The sequence below is a fragment of the Bradyrhizobium sp. 186 genome, from assembly GCF_023101685.1.
Taxonomy (GTDB): domain Bacteria; phylum Pseudomonadota; class Alphaproteobacteria; order Rhizobiales; family Xanthobacteraceae; genus Bradyrhizobium.
Window position 1 is genome coordinate 7314593 of record NZ_CP082164.1, and the last position, 18336, is coordinate 7332928.

Below are 18336 nucleotides of genomic sequence, written 5' to 3' on the forward strand. Positions count from 1 at the left end.
TCAATGACACTTGAAATAGTCAAAAGGTTCGCGGCAGGCCTTGCAGCGCCAGAGCGCCTTGCAGGAGGTCGAGCCGAATTCGGACAGCAGCTCGGTATTGTTCGAGCCGCATTGCGGGCAGGCAACCGCCTGTTCGCCGAACAGCGCACGCCGCGAGCTTGAGGCATGCGGCGGCGCGATGCCGTAGGCGTGCAGCTTGCGGCGTCCCTCCTCGCTCATCCAGTCGGTGGTCCAGGCCGGCGACAGCACGGTGTGCACTTTCGGCTGGCGGAAGCCGGCGCGCTCCAGCGCCAGCTCGATTTCGAGCGCAATCATATTCATAGCCGGGCAGCCCGAATAGGTCGGCGTGATCGCGACCTCGATCTGATCGCCGTCGAGAATGACGTCGCGCAGCACGCCGAGGTCGGCGATGGTCAACACCGGAATTTCCGGATCGACCACGCTCGATGCAGCGTCCCAGGCGCGCTGGCGCAGCTCGGTGTCGCCGTCGAGCACGGTCACCATGTCAGCCCCGGGAAGGTACGCTGCATCGATTGCAGCTCGCTGAGGAGATGACCGAGATGCTCGCTGTGGCGGCCGGTCCGGCCGCCCTGCTGCATCCAATTGTTCTGCGGCAGCGTGAGCGTGGCCTCACCGGTGACGCCCGAGACGGTCTTCAGCCAGCGACCGCGCAGGACATCAGGGTCGATCGCGATCCCGGCGTGGATCAGGCCGCACTCGCCGGCATCGACCACGAACATCTCACCGGTGAAGGCCCAGAGATGATCGATCGCGGCTTGTGCGCGGACGTGGCTCTCTTCCGTGCCGTCGCCGAGCCGGATGATCCATTCCGAGGCGTGGCGCAGGTGATAGGCGCTCTCCTTCTCCGACTTGGCGGCAATGGCGGAAAGTGTCGTATCGCGCGAAGACATCATCGCGCGCCAGTAGAGATCGGCGAAGGCGGAATAGAAGAACTGCCGCACTAAAGTCTGGGCAAAGTCGCCGTTCGGCTGCTCGACCAGCAGCAGGTTGCGGTACTGCCTGACATCGCGGAGGTAGGCCAACCTGTCCTCATCATTGTCCTTACCCTCGACCTTGGCCGCGTAAGTGTAGAGCTCGCGCGCCTGGCCGATGAGATCGAGCGCGATGTTGGAGAGCGCCATGTCCTCTTCCAGCATCGGAGCGTGTCCGCACCACTCCGACAGCCGATGGCCGAGGATCAGCGCGTCGTCGGCGCGCCGCAGCGCGTAGAGCGCCAGCGGTGTCTCAGCAACCTGGACGTTGGCAATCGGCATCACATATGCCCCACTTCTTCGGGCACTTCATAGAACGTCGGGTGCCGGTAGATTTTCGACTCCGCCGGTTCGAACATCATGCCCTTCTCGGCGGGGTCGCTTGCGGTGATCGCGGTCGACGGCACCACCCAGATCGAGAGGCCCTCGCCGCGGCGGGTGTAGATGTCGCGGGCGGCTTGGAGCGCCATTGTCGCGTCGCTCGCATGCAGCGAGCCGACATGCTTGTGCGCGAGCCCGTTGCGGCTGCGAATGAAGACTTCCCAGAGTGGCGTGTTCGGCGTGGCCATCGTGATCTTCCTACTCCGCAGCTTGCGCGGTCTGACGATGCTGACGCTTCGCGGCATAAGCGGCTGCTGCCTCGCGCACCCAGGCGCCGTCCTCATGCGCCTTGCGCCGCGCGGCGAGGCGGTCGCGGTTGCAGGGGCCGTTACCGGCGAGCACCTGCTTGAACTCGGTCCAATCGATCTCGCTGTAGCGCCAGTGCCCGTCGGCATCCTGAATCATGCCGGGATCGGGAATAACGAGGCCGAGATATTGCGCCTGCGGCACGGTCGCATCGACGAATTTCTGGCGCAGCTCGTCATTGGAGAAGCGCTTGATCTTCCACTTCGTCGAGGTGTCGCTGTGCTGGCTCGTGGCATCAGGCGGGCCGAACATCATCAAGACCGGCCACCACCAGCGGTTCAGCGCATCTTGCGCCATTACCTTCTGCTCGTCGGAGCCGCGGCAAAGCGTCAGCATGATCTCGTAGCCCTGACGCTGGTGGAACGACTCCTCCTTGCAGACGCGGATCATCGCGCGCGCATAGGGGCCGTAGGAGCAACGGCACAGCGGGATCTGGTTCATGATCGCGGCGCCGTCGACCAGCCAGCCGATGGTGCCGATGTCCGCCCAGGTCAGCGTCGGATAGTTGAAGATCGAGGAGTACTTTGCCTTGCCGGCGAGCATGGCATCGACCAGCTCCTCGCGCGAGGTGCCGAGCGTTTCGGCGGCGGCGTAGAGATAAAGCCCGTGGCCGCACTCGTCCTGCACTTTCGCAAGCAGCGCGGCCTTGCGGCGCAACGACGGCGCGCGCGTAATCCAGTTGCCTTCGGGCAGCATGCCGACGATTTCGGAGTGAGCGTGCTGGGAGATCTGGCGCGTGAGCGTCTTGCGATAGGCCGCCGGCATCCAGTCGTTCGGCTCGATGCGCTCCTCGGCATCGATGCGCGCCTGGAACTGCGCAGCCCGCGCCGCATCCTCGACGTTGCGGTCGTCGGCCTCGGCCGTGTTGAGCGCCTGGGTATACATGCGCATCCTCCCGATTTATTGGGAGACAATATATAACAAAAACTAGTTCATGCAAGATATTTCTGTAACATAATGATCAAGCCTCGAACCTGCGCTCCAGAAGCTTCCGCGCCGGCGGCAACGGTCCCTTCTCGTTGGTTCCATGGCCATCAAGCCATTGCTCTGACGGCACAAGCAGCGCGCGATAAATCTCGCCGCAGAGCTCGCGGGCAGCCCGGCCCGGCCAGTCCGCCGGCAGCAGGCTGTCCGGCAGCAGCGGATCGCGCAGCACGACGCGGCGGTAGTAGTGGATCAGGAGAATACGCGCAGTGAAGGCGTCGGCCTCGGACAAATCCGCGCCCCGCCCGATCGCGGCGCGCAGCGGCTCGAACGTCTTCATGAACTTCAGATAAGCATCCGCTGTGCGGTCCAGCGGCCAGCTCGCGCTGAGCAGCCGGCGCCCGCTGTCATCCTCCGCGGAGACTTCGAGGCGAATGGCGCCCGCAGCCTCGTCCGGCGCGGGGACGCCGGAGGGCGCGACCCACACACCCGGCAGCGGACTGCCGAAGCCGGCGTTGCGCAGCGCCTCGCGCGAGGCGTCGCGGTCCTCGCCATTGCCGATCAGCAGGAGCTCGAAGCGGCCGGTCCAGTCCGACGGCGGAGGATCGTAGATGTGGCGCGTGGCGGCTTCAAACGTCTGGCGACCCTTTTCGGCGAGACGATAAAAACTATTGCGGCCGACTTTTTCGCGCGTCAGCCAGCGGTCTGCCGCAAGGCGCGACATCGCCGTACGCACCACGCCGCTGTCGATGTCGAGACCTTCGAAGAATTTCAGCAGGGTGCCGAGCCATACCGAGCCGCCACGCGGCACGATCGCATCGCCGAACACGGTGATGACGATGGAGCCGGTGCGCGACGGCTCGCGCTTGAGCTGGTCGATGATGCGGGAGAGCGGATGCGCCATGTGCGAGGCATAGCGCGTTTGGTGTCGGCGGGACAATGGAGGCGAGAGACGCGCCGAGGATCTCTATTCTCCCTCTCCCCGTTCTTACGGGGAGAGGGTTGGGGTGAGGGCTGCTTCCGCAAAAACCGCGTGAGTTGGACTCGCGGAGACTCCCCCTCACCCGGAATTTGCTATCGCAAATTCCGGCCTCTCCCGCAGGCGGGGAGAGGCGAAAAACTAGCGATGCGGATCGGGATACACCAGGCTGCGCCAGCCGCTGCGGTCGAAGGGCCGCCACTGGCCTTCCTTCTGCGCGAGCCTGTCGGCCACCGCATAGACCGCGGCGGGGTGATGGCCCATGCCGCAATGGCTGCTCTCGACCTCGATGCTCTCGGTCTGCGTGCCGGATTTCTCCATGCAGCCCTGCCAGGCACAGACGCCGTCAGTGCGGCTGAAGATGGCCGTCGTCGGGACAGGCGGCGGCAGGGCGAGTTCGCCACCGAAGCGCGGATCGACCTCGTCGGAACGTAGTCCGCTCGCCCATTCGTAGACGCGCCAGGCATTGGTCGACTTGGGATCGCCCGCAAAGGGGCTGCCGAGTGTGATTACCTGCCGCACGCGCTCCGGCATCATCTTGGCGAGCTGGCGCGCATAGAGGCCGCCGAGGCTCCAGCCGACCAGGCTGATCTTGCGGCCATGGGTGTCGTTGAGCTCGTGAATCAGATCAACCATCGCATCCTGCACGCCCGGACGCAGGCCGTAGTTGCGGCCCTGGCGCCAGCCGGCCACCGCATAGCCCTTGCTCGTCAGGAACGAACGCAGCGGACGCGTGGACACATCGGACGCCACCAGTCCCGGCAGCACCAGGACCGGATGGCCGTCGCCACGCGGCGCAAGGCTGAGCAGCGGCAGCGCGCCGAGGAATGCGCCGAGTTCGTGGATCGCGCGCCCCTCCAGAAACATCAGGGTGCGGGACGGTGGACGCAGCGTCTGGGCAGAAGCGGTCATCAATTGTCCTCTGAAAAGGCTCCGGCCGCGATGCCGGCAAATGGGCATGAATTCCAATACGCCGGCGTCTCGAACGTTCCGCAACGCAACATGAATCAGCTAGGCGGCCGGTTCCCGACATTCAAGCGGGAGAGATGCGGCCCGACAACAGGCCTGCGCGTTAATCCTAACGGGCGTGATGGAAAAGTCACAGCAATCGAAGCAGGAATTCTACGGAGTAAAGGGCGAGCCCGGCGAGCCCGCCGATCAGCGAACCATTGAAGCGGATGTATTGCAGGTCGCGCCCGATGTTGATTTCGATCAGCGAAATCAACTGCGTCATATTCCACGACTTGACCTGGTCGGAGATGAAGGTCGAGACGCCGCTCTTCTGGTCGGCGACGATGCTGCGCAACACCGTCACCAGGCCCTTGTTGATCTCGCCGCGCAGCTCGGCATCGCCCGCGAGCGCTTCACCGGCGGCGACGAACATACCGGCGAGATGATGCTGCAACACTTGCGTCTCGCCCGATGCGCTGCGTTCGATGAAGGAACGCGTATTGGTCCACACGGTGCGGGCGAGATCGGCGAGCTCGGGCCGCGCCAGGAGATCGCGCTTCAAGCCGTCGATGCGGCCGATATAGGCTTGGTCGGTGCCGAGCCGGTCGACGAAGCTCAGCACCATGCGGTCGAACTCACCGCGAAACGGATGCTTGGGATCGGCGCGCACTTCGTCGAAGAAGGCGGTGGCGGACGCCACGAGCTTGTTCACCAGAAACTTGTCGGCACGATAGAGCCTGAGCAGGGTCGGCAATTCCGCGCGCACCTTCTCGCGGATCATCGCCATCGTCTCCTTCTGATACAACGTATCGTGCATCACACGCAGGAGATCGTCGAACAGGATCTGGTGCCGTCCCTCCGCGACGAAGCCGCGCAGCGTACCGGCGGCGAGCGGCGCGAGGTCGATCGCCTGGAGCTGCGAGGACACGCGGCGAATGATGAAGGTCATCAGGCCGGAGCTTTCCGTCGCCGAGAACGCCTCCGGCAGCAGGCGGAGCGCGAAGCGCGCGAGATCGTCGCTGCGCTTGCGGTCGCGCAGCCAGTCGGCGACGAAGGAGCCGAAATCGATCTCCATCAGCTTGGCTTCGACCGGACCGGCTTCAAGGAAATGCACCTGGATGAATTCGCCGAGCTTATCGGCGATGCGGGCCTGGTTGCTCTGGATGATCGCCGTGTGCGGGATCGGCAGGCCAAGCGGCCGCTTGAACAGCGCGACCACCGCATACCAGTCGGCGAGCCCGCCAATGGTCGCGGCTTCTGCGAAGGCCGCGATGAAGCCGAACACGGGATGCACGGGCAAGAGCCACTTCGCGAACACGAACAGCGCGAGCGTCGAGGCCAGCACCAGCGCCGCCAGCGCCTTGACGCGGCGCAGCTCGGCGGCACGTTCGGCGTCGGCGGGGGTGTCGAAGGAGAAGGTGCCGGGTGGGGTCATGACTGCATCACAGTACCCGTCATTGCGAGCGAAGCGAAGCAATCCAGAATCTTTCCGCGGAAATGTGTGTGTCAAGGATGAGCAGTCACCTTTTTGTTCGACTGCAGCCACCTCTTCGTCCCGACCGCGGGTTCTGCAGGATGGCGCGCGCAGATCAAGTCAAGGCCGGCCTGTTAGGGCCGCCGCGAAGCGGCTTGGCCTTGAGTTGAGCGAGCACGCCATCATGCTTGGTGCGTTGGGCCGATAGGAGCTCCTCGCGTTGGCGGTTCTGTCAGGGCATCTGCCATCCTCGCATTTGCGATCCAAGGGTCGAGCCGGTTCGACGATCTGGGTTGCTTGCCAGATCAAACTCACATTCGGTCGTCGCACAAGGCGACTGCACCACGATTCCGCTTGCGGCGGGCAGGCTCGAGAGGACGAGGCCATTCTTCGTTGCGGCGTTTGAAGCCATGCAATCCATCGGTTCGTCCACCCGGATCTTCCGAGACTGATCGGGCCTCGGCAGATGGGTTATGGTTCTTTCGTTGCGCGCGGGCGGCGAAGCACGCCGCTTGGTGCGGTCCGGATCAGGCGGCGGGCTTCATCACGGCCCCCTCGATGGTCTCGCCCGCGGTGACATACTTCCACAAGGTCACGAGAAGCTTGCGCGCCAGCGCCACGATCGCGCGCTTGCGGCCTTGCGGGCTTCGCTCCTTGAACCAGCGCGTCAGGGCCGACTGCGGCTGGTGACGTATCCACAGCCAGGCGAGCTGGATCATTGTGGTCCGCAGCCTGGGATTGCCGGCCTTCGACACGCCCTGCTCGTGCCGGATGCCTCCGCTTTGCCACGGCGTCGCCGCAAGCCCCGCATAGGCGGCGACCTGGCGGCGGTTGGAGAACTGCCGGTAGAACGCCTCCGACCAGAGCACGGCCGCAAAGTTGGCGCCGAGCCCTTTCAAGGCCAGCAGCATCGCCACCGGATCCGGCGCGACCTTGTCTGCAGCGTTCTTGTCTGCAGGCTTCCGGGCTGCGGCCAGCAGAGCATCTCGCGCGGCCTCGACCGCCTTGATCTGTTCCAGAAGCAGTTCGACCCGATCGAGCTCGCGGCCGATCTGCGCCTTCAAATGCGAAGGCAGCTCCCGCCCGTCGCCCGTGCGCAAGGCCTCAAGCCGCGCCCGCCGATTGCGCCGCAGCGGCACGTAGTCGGATATCCCCTGCGCGAACAGAAGACCCTTGATCCGGTTCACATGCGTGATGCGCTCGGCGATCAGCGTCGCTCGTTCGCGACACAGCCTGCGCCGGTCCTCCTCTTCAGGCGAGGGCGCAACCACCATCGCACAGACCCGCGGCTCGCCGCGCTTGTAGGCCAGAAGCGCCCGCAACAGCGCCTCGCCATCGAGCCTGTCAGTCTTGGCCCGCCGCCGCCGTCGCGACGTCGCAATCGAGGCGGGATCGACCACGTGGCTCTCAATGCCGTTCTGTTGCAGAACACGGTGCAGCCAGAACCCGTCCAGCCCAGCTTCCTGGATCGTGATGATCGGATAGCTCTCGCGGGTCCTGGCCTCCGCCTTGCGCCTGAGTTCCGCAAACAGCTTCATCAGCTCAGCCGTATCGCCGGCCGTGACGCTGTGCCTGGACATCTTCTCGCCCGTACCAGGCGAAAGTGACGTAATCACCCACGTCGAACGGCTCAGTTCCAAAGACACAAAAATTGCGCCAAACTGCGTCCGGATAGCGGTCGGTCCGTCGGAAGGATGATCGAGCAACATCGTCGTCTCCAGGTTGAGGGGGTCAGCAACCTCAGTCTGGCCTCAGACCTGGTCGCTATCCACTCCCCATGGAATCTTCGCTTCGCTCCTCGCACAATGACGGCCGCGCAAAAAACAAGGCCCGCCGAAGCGGGCCTCAAAATTCAGTTTCTCGAAGGCGCCCGATCAGGCGGTCTTGTTGTAGGCCTTGGCGAAGTTGTCCTGAGCGGTCTTCGCACCGTCAGCGGCGAGCTTGCCGAGATAGTCGGTGGTCGCCTTGGCGCGCGAGACGAACACTTCGCCGCGCGAGCGGAGCAGGCTCGACTGGATCTCGAGGGCTTCGCTGAACGACTTGGCGGAAGCGAGCTTGTCGATGCCCGAGAAGAACGCATCGGCGTCCTGGTAGATCGCCTGCTGGATGTTGCGGCTGATCTTGCCGGCCTCGGTGACGGACTCGGTCACAGCATTCTCGATGGCCGCGGTCACGCGCTCGGAGCCGGCGAAAACCTCGGCAGCACGGTCCTTGGCGGTGTTGGCAGACTTCTTGACGAACTCGCGGGCGGCCTCGGGAACTTCCAGGTTCTGGATGTTCTTGAACGCGTCCTTGAAGCCCTCGAAAGCAGTGTTGGTTTCAGTGGTCATGGGGTCTCTCCATCCTCATTGTTTTGAGCTATGGGCTCACCCCGTCCTCGTTGGCCCGGGGCACGGCTTATATGGCATAGTTAATTGTGCGGTGCAATATCCATGTTGCGATGCGATATCACGAAAGCGTGAACAGCTTTAACAGGAAGCATGATGCTGCCTTTGTGGTCAGTCCGGTTCCCACGCCGCAGACGGCCGCTCCTTAGTGCTGGACGGCGCCTGGCAGCCCGTAGGCCTCCATCTGGGCCTGGACCTGCGCGACGTTGTGGCCGAGCACGACGATGTCATGGGTTTTGCCGTCGACGTCCCGGACATGGTCCCGCAGCAGCGCTTCGGCCTTGAAGCCGAGGCTTTCGAACAGGGCGATGGCTGCCTGCTGGTCGACCGTCATCTGGACCGAGAGCTTTTCGAGGCCGGCGCCGAGCGCGAGCGCAAAGGTCTCCTGCGACAGTGCCTTCCCCACCCCTTTCCCGCGGACCTCGGACGCGACCACCATGCGGATCTCACCGACATGGGGCGACCAGGAATGCGGGTCGCGCACCAGCGTGCCGCAGCCGACGACCTTGCCGTCCCTCACCGCGAGCAGGCTCGTGATCGCGCCGCGTTCGATCTCCTTGACCCAGGCCGAGAGCACTTTTGGCTCGCTGATGTTGCGCGGCAGGAACAACAGATCATGAGACGGCAGGCCCTTGCCGAAGGCGAGCACCGCGGCCTCGTCCGCCGGCGACATCAGGCGTATCTCGATATCGCCCGCGTCGATCTTGACGTGACGCGGGTAGGAACGCTGCTCAGTCATGTCGATCTCTTTCCCAGCCAGGAGTCCAGTTTCGGCCACAGCCGCTTGACCGCGTTGGCGCCGGCGACCAGCGAGACGTGACCGCCCTTCAGCATCACCTCTTCCTTGTCCTCCGACCCGATCTTCGCGATCAGGTGTTTTGCCGCGTCATAAGGCACGATGTGATCGTGCTCGGCCACCGCGTGCAGGAACGGCACCTTGATGTTCTCGAGCTTCGCCGCACGGCCGCCGACCGACATGGTGTCGTTGAACAGCTTGTTGTCCCACATCAGGTCCTTGGTGATGGTGCGGAAATATTCGCCCGCGAGCGGCAACGTGTCGGTCGCCCAGCGATCGAACATCCGGTAGGATTTTACGAACTCGTCGTTCCAGATGTTTTCCCAGAGCTGGATCTGGCTCACAGTGCGCGAGGCCGGGCGCAGCATCTCGAACGAGGACAAAATCATCTCCGGCGGTACGTTGCCGACACTGTCGACGAGCCGGTCGACGTCGAAATAGCGGCGATCGGAGAAATTCGAGAACAGCTTCATCTCGCGGAAATCGATCGGCGTGGTGAAGCAGATCAAATTCTTCATCGGCCCGTCCTGGAAGATCGAGCCGTAGAGCAGCGACAGCACCCCACCGAAGCAATAGCCGATAACGGAGACGTCCTGCTCGCCGGAATCCTGCTGCACGCGACGGACGCAATCCGGGATGAAGTCGAGGACATAGTCCTCCATCCGCAGGCTCTTCTCCTCCGGCCGCGGCGCCGCCCAATCCAGCATGTAGACGTCGTAGCCGCGCTTGAGCAGAAACTCGATGAAGCTCTGGCCGGGCACGAGATCGAGGATGTAGCCGCGGTTGGTGGTCGCCATCACGATCAGCACCGGCACGCGGTAGATCTCATCGGACATCGGCCGATAGTGGTAGAGGTTCATCGTGCCGCGCGCATGCAGCACATCCTTCGGCGTCGATCCGAGCGAGGGACCGGAGGTCGAGAAATATTCGACACCCTTGATGCTGCGCTGGATTGCGCGCTGCACCTCGGACTGGATACGTTCCGGGATCGATGCGAAATCTAGTCCGGTAGGTGCATTCACGTCTGCTCTCCGCCCTCAGACGGCGGGCGCTTGGTGCGCGGCGGCCGCAATGCGGTATCGGAGCCCTGAGACACGCCGGAACTTGCCGCCATCTGGCTCAGCATCGACTTGATCTCACCGATCTGCCCCTCGATGGCTTGCAGCCGCTCGGCAAGGCCGGTGACCTGCTCGCGGCTCGGCAGGTTCATCGAGACCAGATATTTCTCCATCAGCTCGCCGAGCTGCTTCTGAGCACCTGCAGCAACGCCGCCGGCCCGGTTCATCGCTTGCGAAAACTCGGGTGACGACATGGCTTGATTGGCAAAGGAGTTGAACCCCTTCTCCATCTCGCCAACCATCTTCTGCCACATGGCAACAGGGTCGTTGATCTCATTGGTCATTGCGTCCTCCACCTCGCGAGGGCTTTTGGCGCCCTTCTTTTTCCGCCATACCACACCGTTGTCGCGGGCCGGTCAACCTGCGAGACGCGGCCCCGGCGTCGCGCGGAAGGCTTCTTTGCCGCGGCAAACCATGCAATAGAACGGACGTCGTGCAACCCATCTCCGAGGAGCGGTCCGTGAACGCCTCCGTCCATCAGCCGCCCCAGATCGTCCGCGCCAACGGCATCGACGTCTGCTACGAGATTTTCGGCAACAACAATGCCGAACCGCTGCTGCTGATCATGGGGCTCGGGGCGCAGATGATCCACTGGGACGACGGATTCTGCGAGCAACTCGCCGCGCGCGGGTTTCGCGTGATCCGGTTCGACAATCGCGACATCGGCAAGTCGAGCCATCTGACCGGTGGAAAGCGCCTGACGCCGCTTGAACTGCTGAAGCTTCGCCTCCTCAGGATTCCCGTTGCCGCAACCTACAAGTTGATCGACATGGCCAAGGATACGGTTGGCCTGATGGACGTGCTCGGCGTCAAGTCCGCGCATCTGGTCGGCGCCTCCATGGGCGGCATGATCGCGCAGGAAGTGACGCTATCGTTTCCGCAGCGCGTGCGCTCGCTGACCTCGATCATGTCGACAACGGGCAATCCACGCGTACCCCCGCCCAGCCGCGAAGCCGCCGCGATGCTGATGGCGCCGCCGCCGCGCAGCAAGGAAGAATTCATCGTGCGCTTCGGCCAGACCTGGAAAGTGCTGCGCGCCGGTTCCTTTCCAGAAGAAGAAGCACTCGATCCGCAGCGCGCCGAGCGCGTCTTTGCGCGCGGGCTCAATCCGGCCGGCGTCGGCCGGCAGCTCCGCGCCGTGCTCGCCTCCGGCAGCCGCAAGGAGCGGCTGCATAGCGTGAAAACGCCCGCGCTCGTCATACACGGCACCGTCGATCCGCTGGTAAGGCCCGAAGGCGGCAAGGACACCGCATCGTCGATTCCCGGCGCCAAGCTGTTGATGATCGAGGGCATGGGCCACGCCCTGCCGATGCGGTTCTGGCCTGAGATCATCGAGGCCATCGACAAGCACGCGCATGGCGCCGCGGCGCAGGCGGCTTAATTCTTCTTCGCGATCCAGATCACATGGCGCGATCCACCGCCTCTGCCGGTCGCGCGGATGTTGACTTCGTTGACGTCGAAACCTGCGCTGCCGAGGCGCTTGGCGAATGCCGGGTTGGGTCCCGAAGACCAGACAGCCAGCACACCCCCCGGCCGCAGCGCCGTCCGCGCCGCTTTCAACCCCGTTGAATTATAGAGTCCATCGTTGCCTTTTCGGGTCAGCCCCTCCGGCCCGTTGTCGACGTCAAGGAGAATGGCGTCGAAGGCCGATGGCCGCGCCTGGATGATTTTGGCGACATCGGTTTCCCGGATGCTCACGCGGGGATCATCGAGGCTGTCGCCAAAGACCTGCGTCATTGGCCCCCGAGCCCAGGCGACCACTGCCGGGACGAGTTCAGACACCACGATCCTGGCCTTGCTTCCAAGCACGGCGAGCGCGGCACGCAGCGTAAAGCCCATGCCCAATCCGCCGATGAGGACGACCGGCTTTGCGACCTTCTCGATCTGCTTCGCCGCGAGCGTCGCGAGTGCAGCCTCCGAGCCTGACAGGCGGCTGTTCATCAGCTCGTTGGTGCCGAGCTTGATGGAGAACTCGTTGCCCCGGCGCATCAGGCGAAGCTCGCCATCGGAGCCGGGTATCGGAGCGGTGTCGATCTTTTCCCAGGGAATCATGCCTGAGCTTTAGCACGATCGGGCCGGCGGTCACCCTCCCGCCCAGACATCCAGCACGTAACGGTTCTTCGCACCCAGTTCCTCGATCCACCGCGCACCGGCGGCGCTGCCAGACTTCTCGCGATAGATCGCGACGAGCGCAGCCTTGACGTCGGGCTCCATCTTGCCGCCATCGCCGCAGACATAGACGATCGCGTCCTGCTCGATCAGGGGCCAGACCTTGTCCTTCTGCGCGGCCAGCAGATGCTGCACGTAGGTCTTCGGCCCATCCGCGCGCGAGAACGCAGTGAAGAGCTCGGTGATGCCGCTGGCCGCCAGCGCTTTCAGCTCGTCGGCGTAGAGAAAATCCTGGTCGGGATGACGGCAGCCGAAGAACAGCATGGCCGGGCCGAGGGCGGCGCCCTTTGCCTTGCGCGCGGCACGCTCCTGGAGAAAGCCCCGGAACGGCGCAAGCCCCGTGCCCGGGCCGATCATGATAATCGGCACCGAGGAATCATCCGGCAGCCGGAAGCCGGCCTTGGTCTCCCGCACCGTCGCGCAGACCGTGTCGCCGACGCGGCGATCGCTGAGATAGTTCGAGCAGATGCCCTTGTAGATACCGCGGCCGGACGTGGCGGGACCGCCGACCACGCCGACGGTGACGCTGCAACGCGCGGGATCGACCGATGGCGAGGACGAGATCGAATAATAGCGCGGCGCGAGCAGCGAGAGCATTTCGAGATAGGCATGGAACGGCAGCTCGCACGCCGGATATTCGACGAGAAGATCGAATACCGATCTGCGCCTGGCCAGGATTTCGGTGCGGTAGCGTTCGCCGGCCTCCGCCTCGTCGCCGACGAACGCCAGCAGCTTCGGCTTGGTCACCGGGCAGCGCGTATGCTCCGACATGATCTGGATCTGTTTTCGCGTCGCGACCTGCTGAAGCTCGACGAAATCGGTCAGCAACTGGCCGACCGAGACGCTGTCGCCGACCGGCAGTTGGGCGCGGCGTCCCTCGGCGACTCGCAACCTGATCTGGTCGGCCGGAAGGAAGCCGAAGCGGCGCGCGACGGCGTCGACCAGCGCGGGATCGTTGCGCGGCACCACGCTGAGATGGTCGCCGACGCGGTAACTCACGCCCTGCGCCAACTGCACTTCGACGTGCCGCGTTGAGCGCTCGGATGGATTGGGCCCGCTCTTGCTCTGAAGCTCGTCGTTGACGAGCACCTTCATCGCGACGGCGCCGCCAAGGGCCGCGATCGCGTTGACGGCACCGAGCGCGACCGGCTCGACGTTGTAGAGCGGCTCGTCATCGGCGCTGCGGCTGAAGTTCGAGGAGAGCCCGAATTCCTTCACGGCCGCGGGCGCGAGCGCGGCAAACCATTCCTCGAACTGGCCGTCGAGATCACTCCTTGCATCGCCCTCGCCGCGCGCAAGGACGCCGCGCGCGCCACGAGCCGCGAGCTGCTCGTCGATAAATCGCGGCACGGACTGGTAAGTCGCGGCCCAATCGCTGTTGCCGCAGCCGAACACGGCGTAGCGCACTTTCGAAAGCGCATCCTTCACTGCGTCGCCGTGCAGCCATTTGACGAATTGCGTGGCGTTGTCCGGCGGCGCACCGTTGTAGGAGGCGCAGAAAATCAGGACGCCGCCCTCCTCCGGCAACTCACCGGCATAGTCGTCGAGCGGCGCGAGCTTGCTGGCAAAGCCGTTGACCTCGGCGAGATCGGCGACGCGGGTCGCCAGCTCTTCCGCCGTGCCGAGATTGGAACCGTAGAGCACGAGCAACGGCGTATTGTGTCCGGGCCGTGCAGTCGCACGCGGTGCCGTGGTGCCGGCGCTCGTCGCTGTCATGGCAGGCCCACCATAGGCGCGGCGCTCGCGATCCGCACGCGGGCGAACCCTGATCTTGAAGCCGTCCGGCTTCATCGTCAGCGTCTCCTTCAGGTGCATCTGGTAGCGCCGATGGTCGACCAGCCTGAAGCGCTGGAGGATCATGCCGAGCGCCAGTGCCGCTTCATGCATCGCAAAGCCGCGGCCGATGCAGGCGCGCTGACCGTTGCCGAACGGCTTCCACGCGTTGACCGGCCGCCTGGCCTCTGCCTCGCGGCTGAAATTCTCGGGATCGAAGGCATCCGGGTTCGGACCCCAGACAGAGGGATCGCGATGCAGCGCCGTCACCAGGATCGTGGTGAAGGTGCCCTTCCTGAGCTTGTATTTGCCGCCACCGATGGTCTCGTCCTTGAGTGGCGAGATGCCGTAGGCCGGGGCCGGCGGCCACAGCCGCAGCGCCTCTTTCAGTATCTGCGTGATGTAGGCGAGCTGCGTCACCTGCTGATAGGTCGGCCTGGCGTCGACGTCGGGGCCCAAGACGCGGTCGACCTCGTCATAGGCCTTCTTCAGAATGTCCGGATGCTTCAACAGCGCATAGAGCGTGCAGGACAACAGGCCGCTGGTGGTCTCGTGCCCCGCGATGAGGAACGTGTTGATCTGGTAGCGGATGTTGACGTCGTCGAGCTGCTCGCCGGTCGAGCGGTCGACGCCGGTCATCATCGCAGCCAGCATGTCCTTCTTGTCGTCGATCGCCTCCGCACCCTTGCGCCGTTCGGCAATGATCTCGTCGACCATCTTGTTCATGAAGTCGACGTCTTCGACCAGCGTTTTGCGCCGCTTCTGCATCCAAAGCTGCTCGAACGGAAGGCCGCGGGTCATCATGATGGTTTCGAGCGAGCGCACCAGCGACTCGACGAAGGGGTGGTAGTCGCGCCGGTAGAACGAATTGAAACGGTAGTCGAAGCCGCAGAGGCCAATGGTGTCGAGCGTCAGCGCAGTCATGTCGTGGACGACGTCGATCTCGTCATCGGCATTGAGCCGATCCCATTTCTTCACGAGCTGCTCGGCGATATCGACCATGCTCGGGTGGTAGGACTGCATGGCGCGGTTGCCGAAGGGCTGGAGCAGGATGTTGTGCGCCTTGGTCCAGTTCGGCTCGTTGGTGTCGGCGGTGAACAAACCGTCGCCGCCGACCGCGCGCACGCGGCGCAGCGCACCGCGCACCGTCTTATCGAAACGCTTCTCGTCGGAGAGCTCGTCGACGAGATCATGACCGGAGACGACGACGATCGGCGAGCCCATCATGTCGAGCCAGAAGATCGGCCCGAGCTCCTTGGCTAGCCGGGTCAAATGCTGCACCGGCGCGGCCGAATCCAGCGACAGCATGTTGCCGACCACCGGCTTGGTCGGCGGCTGCGGAATCGGGTCCAGTCGGTTCTTGGATGACATTGACGTGCGTATCCCCCTGGTCGTCATTCCGGGGCGATGCGCAGCATCGAAGCCGGAATCTCGAGGTTCCGGGTTAGGTCCTGCCGACCACCCCGGAACGACGTTGCAACTCACACCGACGACTGCGTCGTCACCCAAACCGCCTTCTACGCCATTCGATCAGCTTGGCGCTGACCTCTTCCGGCTTCTCCTGCTGCGTCCAATGGCCGCTGTCGCGGACCAGATATTTTTCGAGATCTGGAATCAGCTTGTCCATGCCATCAGCGGAAGACGGCGGCAACACCGCGTCGTTCTCGGCCATGATCATCAGCGACGGCACGCGCACCGTATGATCGAGCCCTTCGGCGCGCACCCAGTTGCGCGACATGTTGCGGTACCAGTTGATGCCGCCGGTAAAGCCGGTCCTGGTGAAATTGTCGACGAACACCTTCTTCTCTTCCGGCGACAGGATCGGCGTACGCGGATCATGCTTCGCGTCATAGGCGGCAATCATCTGCGGAAACGCCAGATTGACCCGCGGCGAAGCGCCGACGCCGGCAACCACTTCCTCTGCCGGCGCGTCGGGCGGGCGCGGCGCTGGCTTGCGCATGAACGCATCGAAGGTTTGCTCGACGCGGCTACCGAAGATCCTGTCGGGCTCACGCGCCGGATCCTGGAACTGCACGATGTACATCTTGTCGCCGAAGCGCGTGCGCAGCAGCTCGATCGGATCGGCCCAGGCACGGTTGGTATGAGGGGTGTTGATGCCGATCACCCCCGCAACCCGGTCGATGTGCCGGAGCGGCATCTGCCAGACGATGAAGCCGCCCCAGTCGTGACCGACGAAGATCGCCTTGTCGATGTTGAGATGATCGAGCAGCCCGACAAGGTCGCCGGTCAGGTGCTCGATGTCGTAGGCCTCGACCGGCTCGGGCCGGTCGGTCGCGCCATAGCCGCGCTGGTCCGGCGCGATCACCCGGATGCCGGCCTCGCTCAGCGCCTTGATCTGGTGGCGCCACGAGAAGGCGAGTTCCGGCCAACCGTGACAGAGCACCATCGGTGGTTTGTCGGTGACCGGGCCCGCCTCGTAGTAGCCCATACGGATTCCGTTCGTCTGCACGAACTTGAGTGGTGGCATTTCAATCATCGAACCATTCCTACTCAGCGGCGCCCTTGATGTCCGCGGCGGGCGGTGCGTAGACCGCCTCCAGCGCGGCAAACTCCTCCGGCAGCATCTCGCACATCACCTGCACGTGCGGGATGATGTTGGCACCGACGATGAAACCGAAATCGAGCTGGTCGCGATAGCTCTGCACGGTGATGTTGAGCGCCTGCCCGTGTGTCGAGATCGACACCGGGAACATGTGCAGGAGCTCGGCGCCCGCGGCGTAGAGCGTCTGCCGCGGCCCCGGCACGTTGGAGACGGTGATGTTGGCGACCGGCGGCAACACGTCCGACAGGTTCGAGCGGCTGTAGAGCAGCGCCAGGATCTGCATCATCATCGGCGCGCCCAACATCGAGATGTTGGAGACCTGCGGCATCAGCGCGCGCAAGGGATGCGACATCTCCTTGGACTTGGTCGACTGCGCGATGATCGCCTCCAGCCGCGCCTTGGGATCGTCGATGTTGGTCGCGATCGAGCAGATCATACCGAACACCTGGTTGTTGGCCTCGGTGTTGCCCTCCTCGCGCAGCGAGATCGGCACGGCCGCGGTCAGCGATTTCGCCGGCAGCGTGCTGTACTCCTTGAGGTAACGCCGGACCACGCCGGAGGCGAGTGCCAGCACCACGTCGTTGAGCTTGCCGCCGGCCTGCTTGGCGAGCGCCTTCGCCCGCGACAACGGGATCGAGACACCAGCGAAGCTGCGCTCGGACGAGATCGACTTGTTCAGCATGGTCGGCGGCGACACCATGCTGACAAGGCTCTCGCGCGACTTGGGATCCGCGACCTTGCCGAGCACGTCGGAGACGCTCTTGATGACGGTCGGGATGTTGCCGGCAAAGCGCACCGCGCTCTCGATCTGGTACATCGCATTGTCGAACAGGATCGAACCGATATCGCTCTTGCCGGTCCGCGGCAGTTGCAGGTTCTTGGCCGCCTGCGTGGCGTTGAGCGGCTGGCTTAGGAGCTGCTGATAGGAATCGAGCAGGGTCGCCGCGATGTCGCGCGGTTCCTGCCCCGTCCTGGCGCCTGCCGTCGGCGGATCGACCTTTCGCGGTATCGGCGAGATGTCGTAGATCATGTTGGTCAGTGCCGCACCGGCGCCGCCATCGATCGCGGCATGGTGCATCTTGGAATAGAGCCCGACCTCGTTGTCCTTCATGCCCTCGAACACGTAGAACTCCCAGAGCGGGCGGGCGCGGTTGAGAAGCTTTGCATGCATCCAGCCGACGATGCGCTCCAGCGTGGCGCGGTCGCGCGGCGCGGGCAGGCTGGCGCGGAAAATATGGCGGTCGATGTCGAACTGGTCGTCCTCGACCCAGGAGGGATGGTCGATGTCGAGCGGGGCCTTCTCCAGGCGCGCTTTCAGGATCGGCGCGATGTGCAGGCGCGAGACGATCATCGCCTTGAAGTCTTCGAAGAAGACGCCCTTGTAGTCGTCGGGCAGTCGGAAGATCGCCATGCTTCCGACATGCATCGGCATTTCCGGCGTTTCCAGATAGAGAAATGACGCATCCAGCGACGACAGCTTCTTACCGTCGGCCATGGTTCCCTCCCGAGAGTCTTGACGGGCG

17 protein-coding genes are annotated in these 18336 nt (G+C 64.1%); 1 reads left to right on the forward strand and 16 read right to left on the reverse strand.

The genetic code is table 11. From position 1 onward, the window contains the following. From paaD to IVB18_RS35370, 12 genes are all read right to left on the reverse strand, one after another. On the reverse strand, positions 1-504 hold the full coding sequence (gene paaD, locus IVB18_RS35315) for a 1,2-phenylacetyl-CoA epoxidase subunit PaaD (RefSeq protein ID WP_247984915.1): 504 nt from the start codon (positions 502-504) through the stop codon (positions 1-3). Then, positions 498-1274 carry a 1,2-phenylacetyl-CoA epoxidase subunit PaaC gene (gene paaC, locus IVB18_RS35320; RefSeq protein WP_247984916.1) on the reverse strand — a complete coding sequence of 259 codons (777 nt, stop codon included), beginning with the start codon at positions 1272-1274 and terminating at the stop codon, positions 498-500. Before paaC ends, paaD begins: the two co-directional genes overlap by 7 nt. After that, complete coding sequence (gene paaB / locus IVB18_RS35325; protein WP_008136594.1) at positions 1274-1561, reverse strand: 1,2-phenylacetyl-CoA epoxidase subunit PaaB; 288 nt, start codon at positions 1559-1561, stop codon at positions 1274-1276. The genes paaC and paaB overlap by 1 nt, the downstream gene beginning before the upstream one ends. 10 nt (positions 1562-1571) lie before the next feature. Then, on the reverse strand, positions 1572-2564 hold the full coding sequence (paaA, locus tag IVB18_RS35330; RefSeq protein WP_247984917.1) for a 1,2-phenylacetyl-CoA epoxidase subunit PaaA: 993 nt from the start codon (positions 2562-2564) through the stop codon (positions 1572-1574). A 76-nt stretch (positions 2565-2640) separates the two neighbouring features. Next, entirely contained in the window at positions 2641-3507 is an 867-nt protein-coding gene (gene paaX, locus IVB18_RS35335) for a phenylacetic acid degradation operon negative regulatory protein PaaX (protein ID WP_247984918.1), read from the reverse strand. Positions 3508-3723: 216 nt separating this feature from the next. Further along, positions 3724-4494, reverse strand: coding sequence for an alpha/beta hydrolase (locus IVB18_RS35340; protein ID WP_247984919.1), 771 nt, complete (start codon positions 4492-4494; stop codon positions 3724-3726). A 187-nt stretch (positions 4495-4681) separates the two neighbouring features. After that, entirely contained in the window at positions 4682-5968 is a 1287-nt protein-coding gene (locus tag IVB18_RS35345) for a DUF445 domain-containing protein (RefSeq protein WP_247984920.1), read from the reverse strand. Between the two features lie 566 nt (positions 5969-6534). Then, positions 6535-7716 carry an IS110 family transposase gene (locus IVB18_RS35350; RefSeq protein WP_247983422.1) on the reverse strand — a complete coding sequence of 394 codons (1182 nt, stop codon included), beginning with the start codon at positions 7714-7716 and terminating at the stop codon, positions 6535-6537. Positions 7717-7881: 165 nt separating this feature from the next. Further along, the gene (locus tag IVB18_RS35355) at positions 7882-8337 is read right to left on the reverse strand and encodes a phasin (RefSeq protein ID WP_247984921.1); all 456 of its coding nucleotides are present in this window, start codon (positions 8335-8337) and stop codon (positions 7882-7884) included. A gap of 202 nt (positions 8338-8539) precedes the next feature. Continuing rightward, the gene (locus tag IVB18_RS35360; RefSeq protein WP_247984922.1) at positions 8540-9133 is read right to left on the reverse strand and encodes a GNAT family N-acetyltransferase; all 594 of its coding nucleotides are present in this window, start codon (positions 9131-9133) and stop codon (positions 8540-8542) included. Beyond that, entirely contained in the window at positions 9130-10212 is a 1083-nt protein-coding gene (locus tag IVB18_RS35365; RefSeq protein WP_247984923.1) for an alpha/beta fold hydrolase, read from the reverse strand. The genes IVB18_RS35360 and IVB18_RS35365 overlap by 4 nt, the downstream gene beginning before the upstream one ends. Continuing rightward, complete coding sequence (locus IVB18_RS35370; RefSeq protein WP_247984924.1) at positions 10209-10592, reverse strand: hypothetical protein; 384 nt, start codon at positions 10590-10592, stop codon at positions 10209-10211. The genes IVB18_RS35365 and IVB18_RS35370 overlap by 4 nt, the downstream gene beginning before the upstream one ends. Before the next feature lie 176 nt (positions 10593-10768). On the opposite strand from IVB18_RS35370, the gene IVB18_RS35375 reads away from it, so the two are divergent. Further along, positions 10769-11689 carry an alpha/beta hydrolase gene (locus tag IVB18_RS35375; protein WP_247984925.1) on the forward strand — a complete coding sequence of 307 codons (921 nt, stop codon included), beginning with the start codon at positions 10769-10771 and terminating at the stop codon, positions 11687-11689. Here IVB18_RS35375 and IVB18_RS35380 read toward each other — a convergent pair. The 4 genes from IVB18_RS35380 to IVB18_RS35395 all read right to left on the reverse strand — a co-directional run bounded on the left by IVB18_RS35380 (position 11686) and on the right by IVB18_RS35395 (position 18308). Further along, positions 11686-12360 (reverse strand): spermidine synthase, encoded by a 675-nt coding sequence (locus IVB18_RS35380; protein WP_247984926.1) that lies wholly within the window; start codon positions 12358-12360, stop codon positions 11686-11688. The two genes, IVB18_RS35375 and IVB18_RS35380, sit on opposite strands and share 4 nt — an antisense overlap. 30 nt (positions 12361-12390) lie before the next feature. Continuing rightward, the gene (locus IVB18_RS35385) at positions 12391-15621 is read right to left on the reverse strand and encodes a cytochrome P450 (RefSeq protein ID WP_247984927.1); all 3231 of its coding nucleotides are present in this window, start codon (positions 15619-15621) and stop codon (positions 12391-12393) included. Between the two features lie 130 nt (positions 15622-15751). Then, positions 15752-16747 (reverse strand): alpha/beta hydrolase, encoded by a 996-nt coding sequence (locus tag IVB18_RS35390; protein WP_247984928.1) that lies wholly within the window; start codon positions 16745-16747, stop codon positions 15752-15754. Positions 16748-16757: 10 nt separating this feature from the next. Next, the gene (locus IVB18_RS35395; protein ID WP_247984929.1) at positions 16758-18308 is read right to left on the reverse strand and encodes a wax ester/triacylglycerol synthase family O-acyltransferase; all 1551 of its coding nucleotides are present in this window, start codon (positions 18306-18308) and stop codon (positions 16758-16760) included. Positions 18309-18336: the final 28 nt, after the last annotated feature.

Bases quoted from the DNA above. Each gene is read 5' to 3' on its own strand.
- paaD (WP_247984915.1), bottom strand. From the start codon at position 504: ATGGTGACCGTGCTCGACGGCGACACCGAGCTGCGCCAGCGCGCCTGG.
- paaC (WP_247984916.1), bottom strand. From the start codon at position 1,274: ATGCCGATTGCCAACGTCCAGGTTGCTGAGACACCGCTGGCGCTCTAC.
- paaB (WP_008136594.1), bottom strand. From the start codon at position 1,561: ATGGCCACGCCGAACACGCCACTCTGGGAAGTCTTCATTCGCAGCCGC.
- paaA (WP_247984917.1), bottom strand. From the start codon at position 2,564: ATGTATACCCAGGCGCTCAACACGGCCGAGGCCGACGACCGCAACGTC.
- paaX (WP_247984918.1), bottom strand. From the start codon at position 3,507: ATGGCGCATCCGCTCTCCCGCATCATCGACCAGCTCAAGCGCGAGCCG.
- IVB18_RS35340 (WP_247984919.1), bottom strand. From the start codon at position 4,494: ATGACCGCTTCTGCCCAGACGCTGCGTCCACCGTCCCGCACCCTGATG.
- IVB18_RS35345 (WP_247984920.1), bottom strand. From the start codon at position 5,968: ATGACCCCACCCGGCACCTTCTCCTTCGACACCCCCGCCGACGCCGAA.
- IVB18_RS35350 (WP_247983422.1), bottom strand. From the start codon at position 7,716: ATGTTGCTCGATCATCCTTCCGACGGACCGACCGCTATCCGGACGCAG.
- IVB18_RS35355 (WP_247984921.1), bottom strand. From the start codon at position 8,337: ATGACCACTGAAACCAACACTGCTTTCGAGGGCTTCAAGGACGCGTTC.
- IVB18_RS35360 (WP_247984922.1), bottom strand. From the start codon at position 9,133: ATGACTGAGCAGCGTTCCTACCCGCGTCACGTCAAGATCGACGCGGGC.
- IVB18_RS35370 (WP_247984924.1), bottom strand. From the start codon at position 10,592: ATGACCAATGAGATCAACGACCCTGTTGCCATGTGGCAGAAGATGGTT.
- IVB18_RS35380 (WP_247984926.1), bottom strand. From the start codon at position 12,360: ATGATTCCCTGGGAAAAGATCGACACCGCTCCGATACCCGGCTCCGAT.
- IVB18_RS35385 (WP_247984927.1), bottom strand. From the start codon at position 15,621: ATGTCATCCAAGAACCGACTGGACCCGATTCCGCAGCCGCCGACCAAG.
- IVB18_RS35390 (WP_247984928.1), bottom strand. From the start codon at position 16,747: ATGATTGAAATGCCACCACTCAAGTTCGTGCAGACGAACGGAATCCGT.
- IVB18_RS35395 (WP_247984929.1), bottom strand. From the start codon at position 18,308: ATGGCCGACGGTAAGAAGCTGTCGTCGCTGGATGCGTCATTTCTCTAT.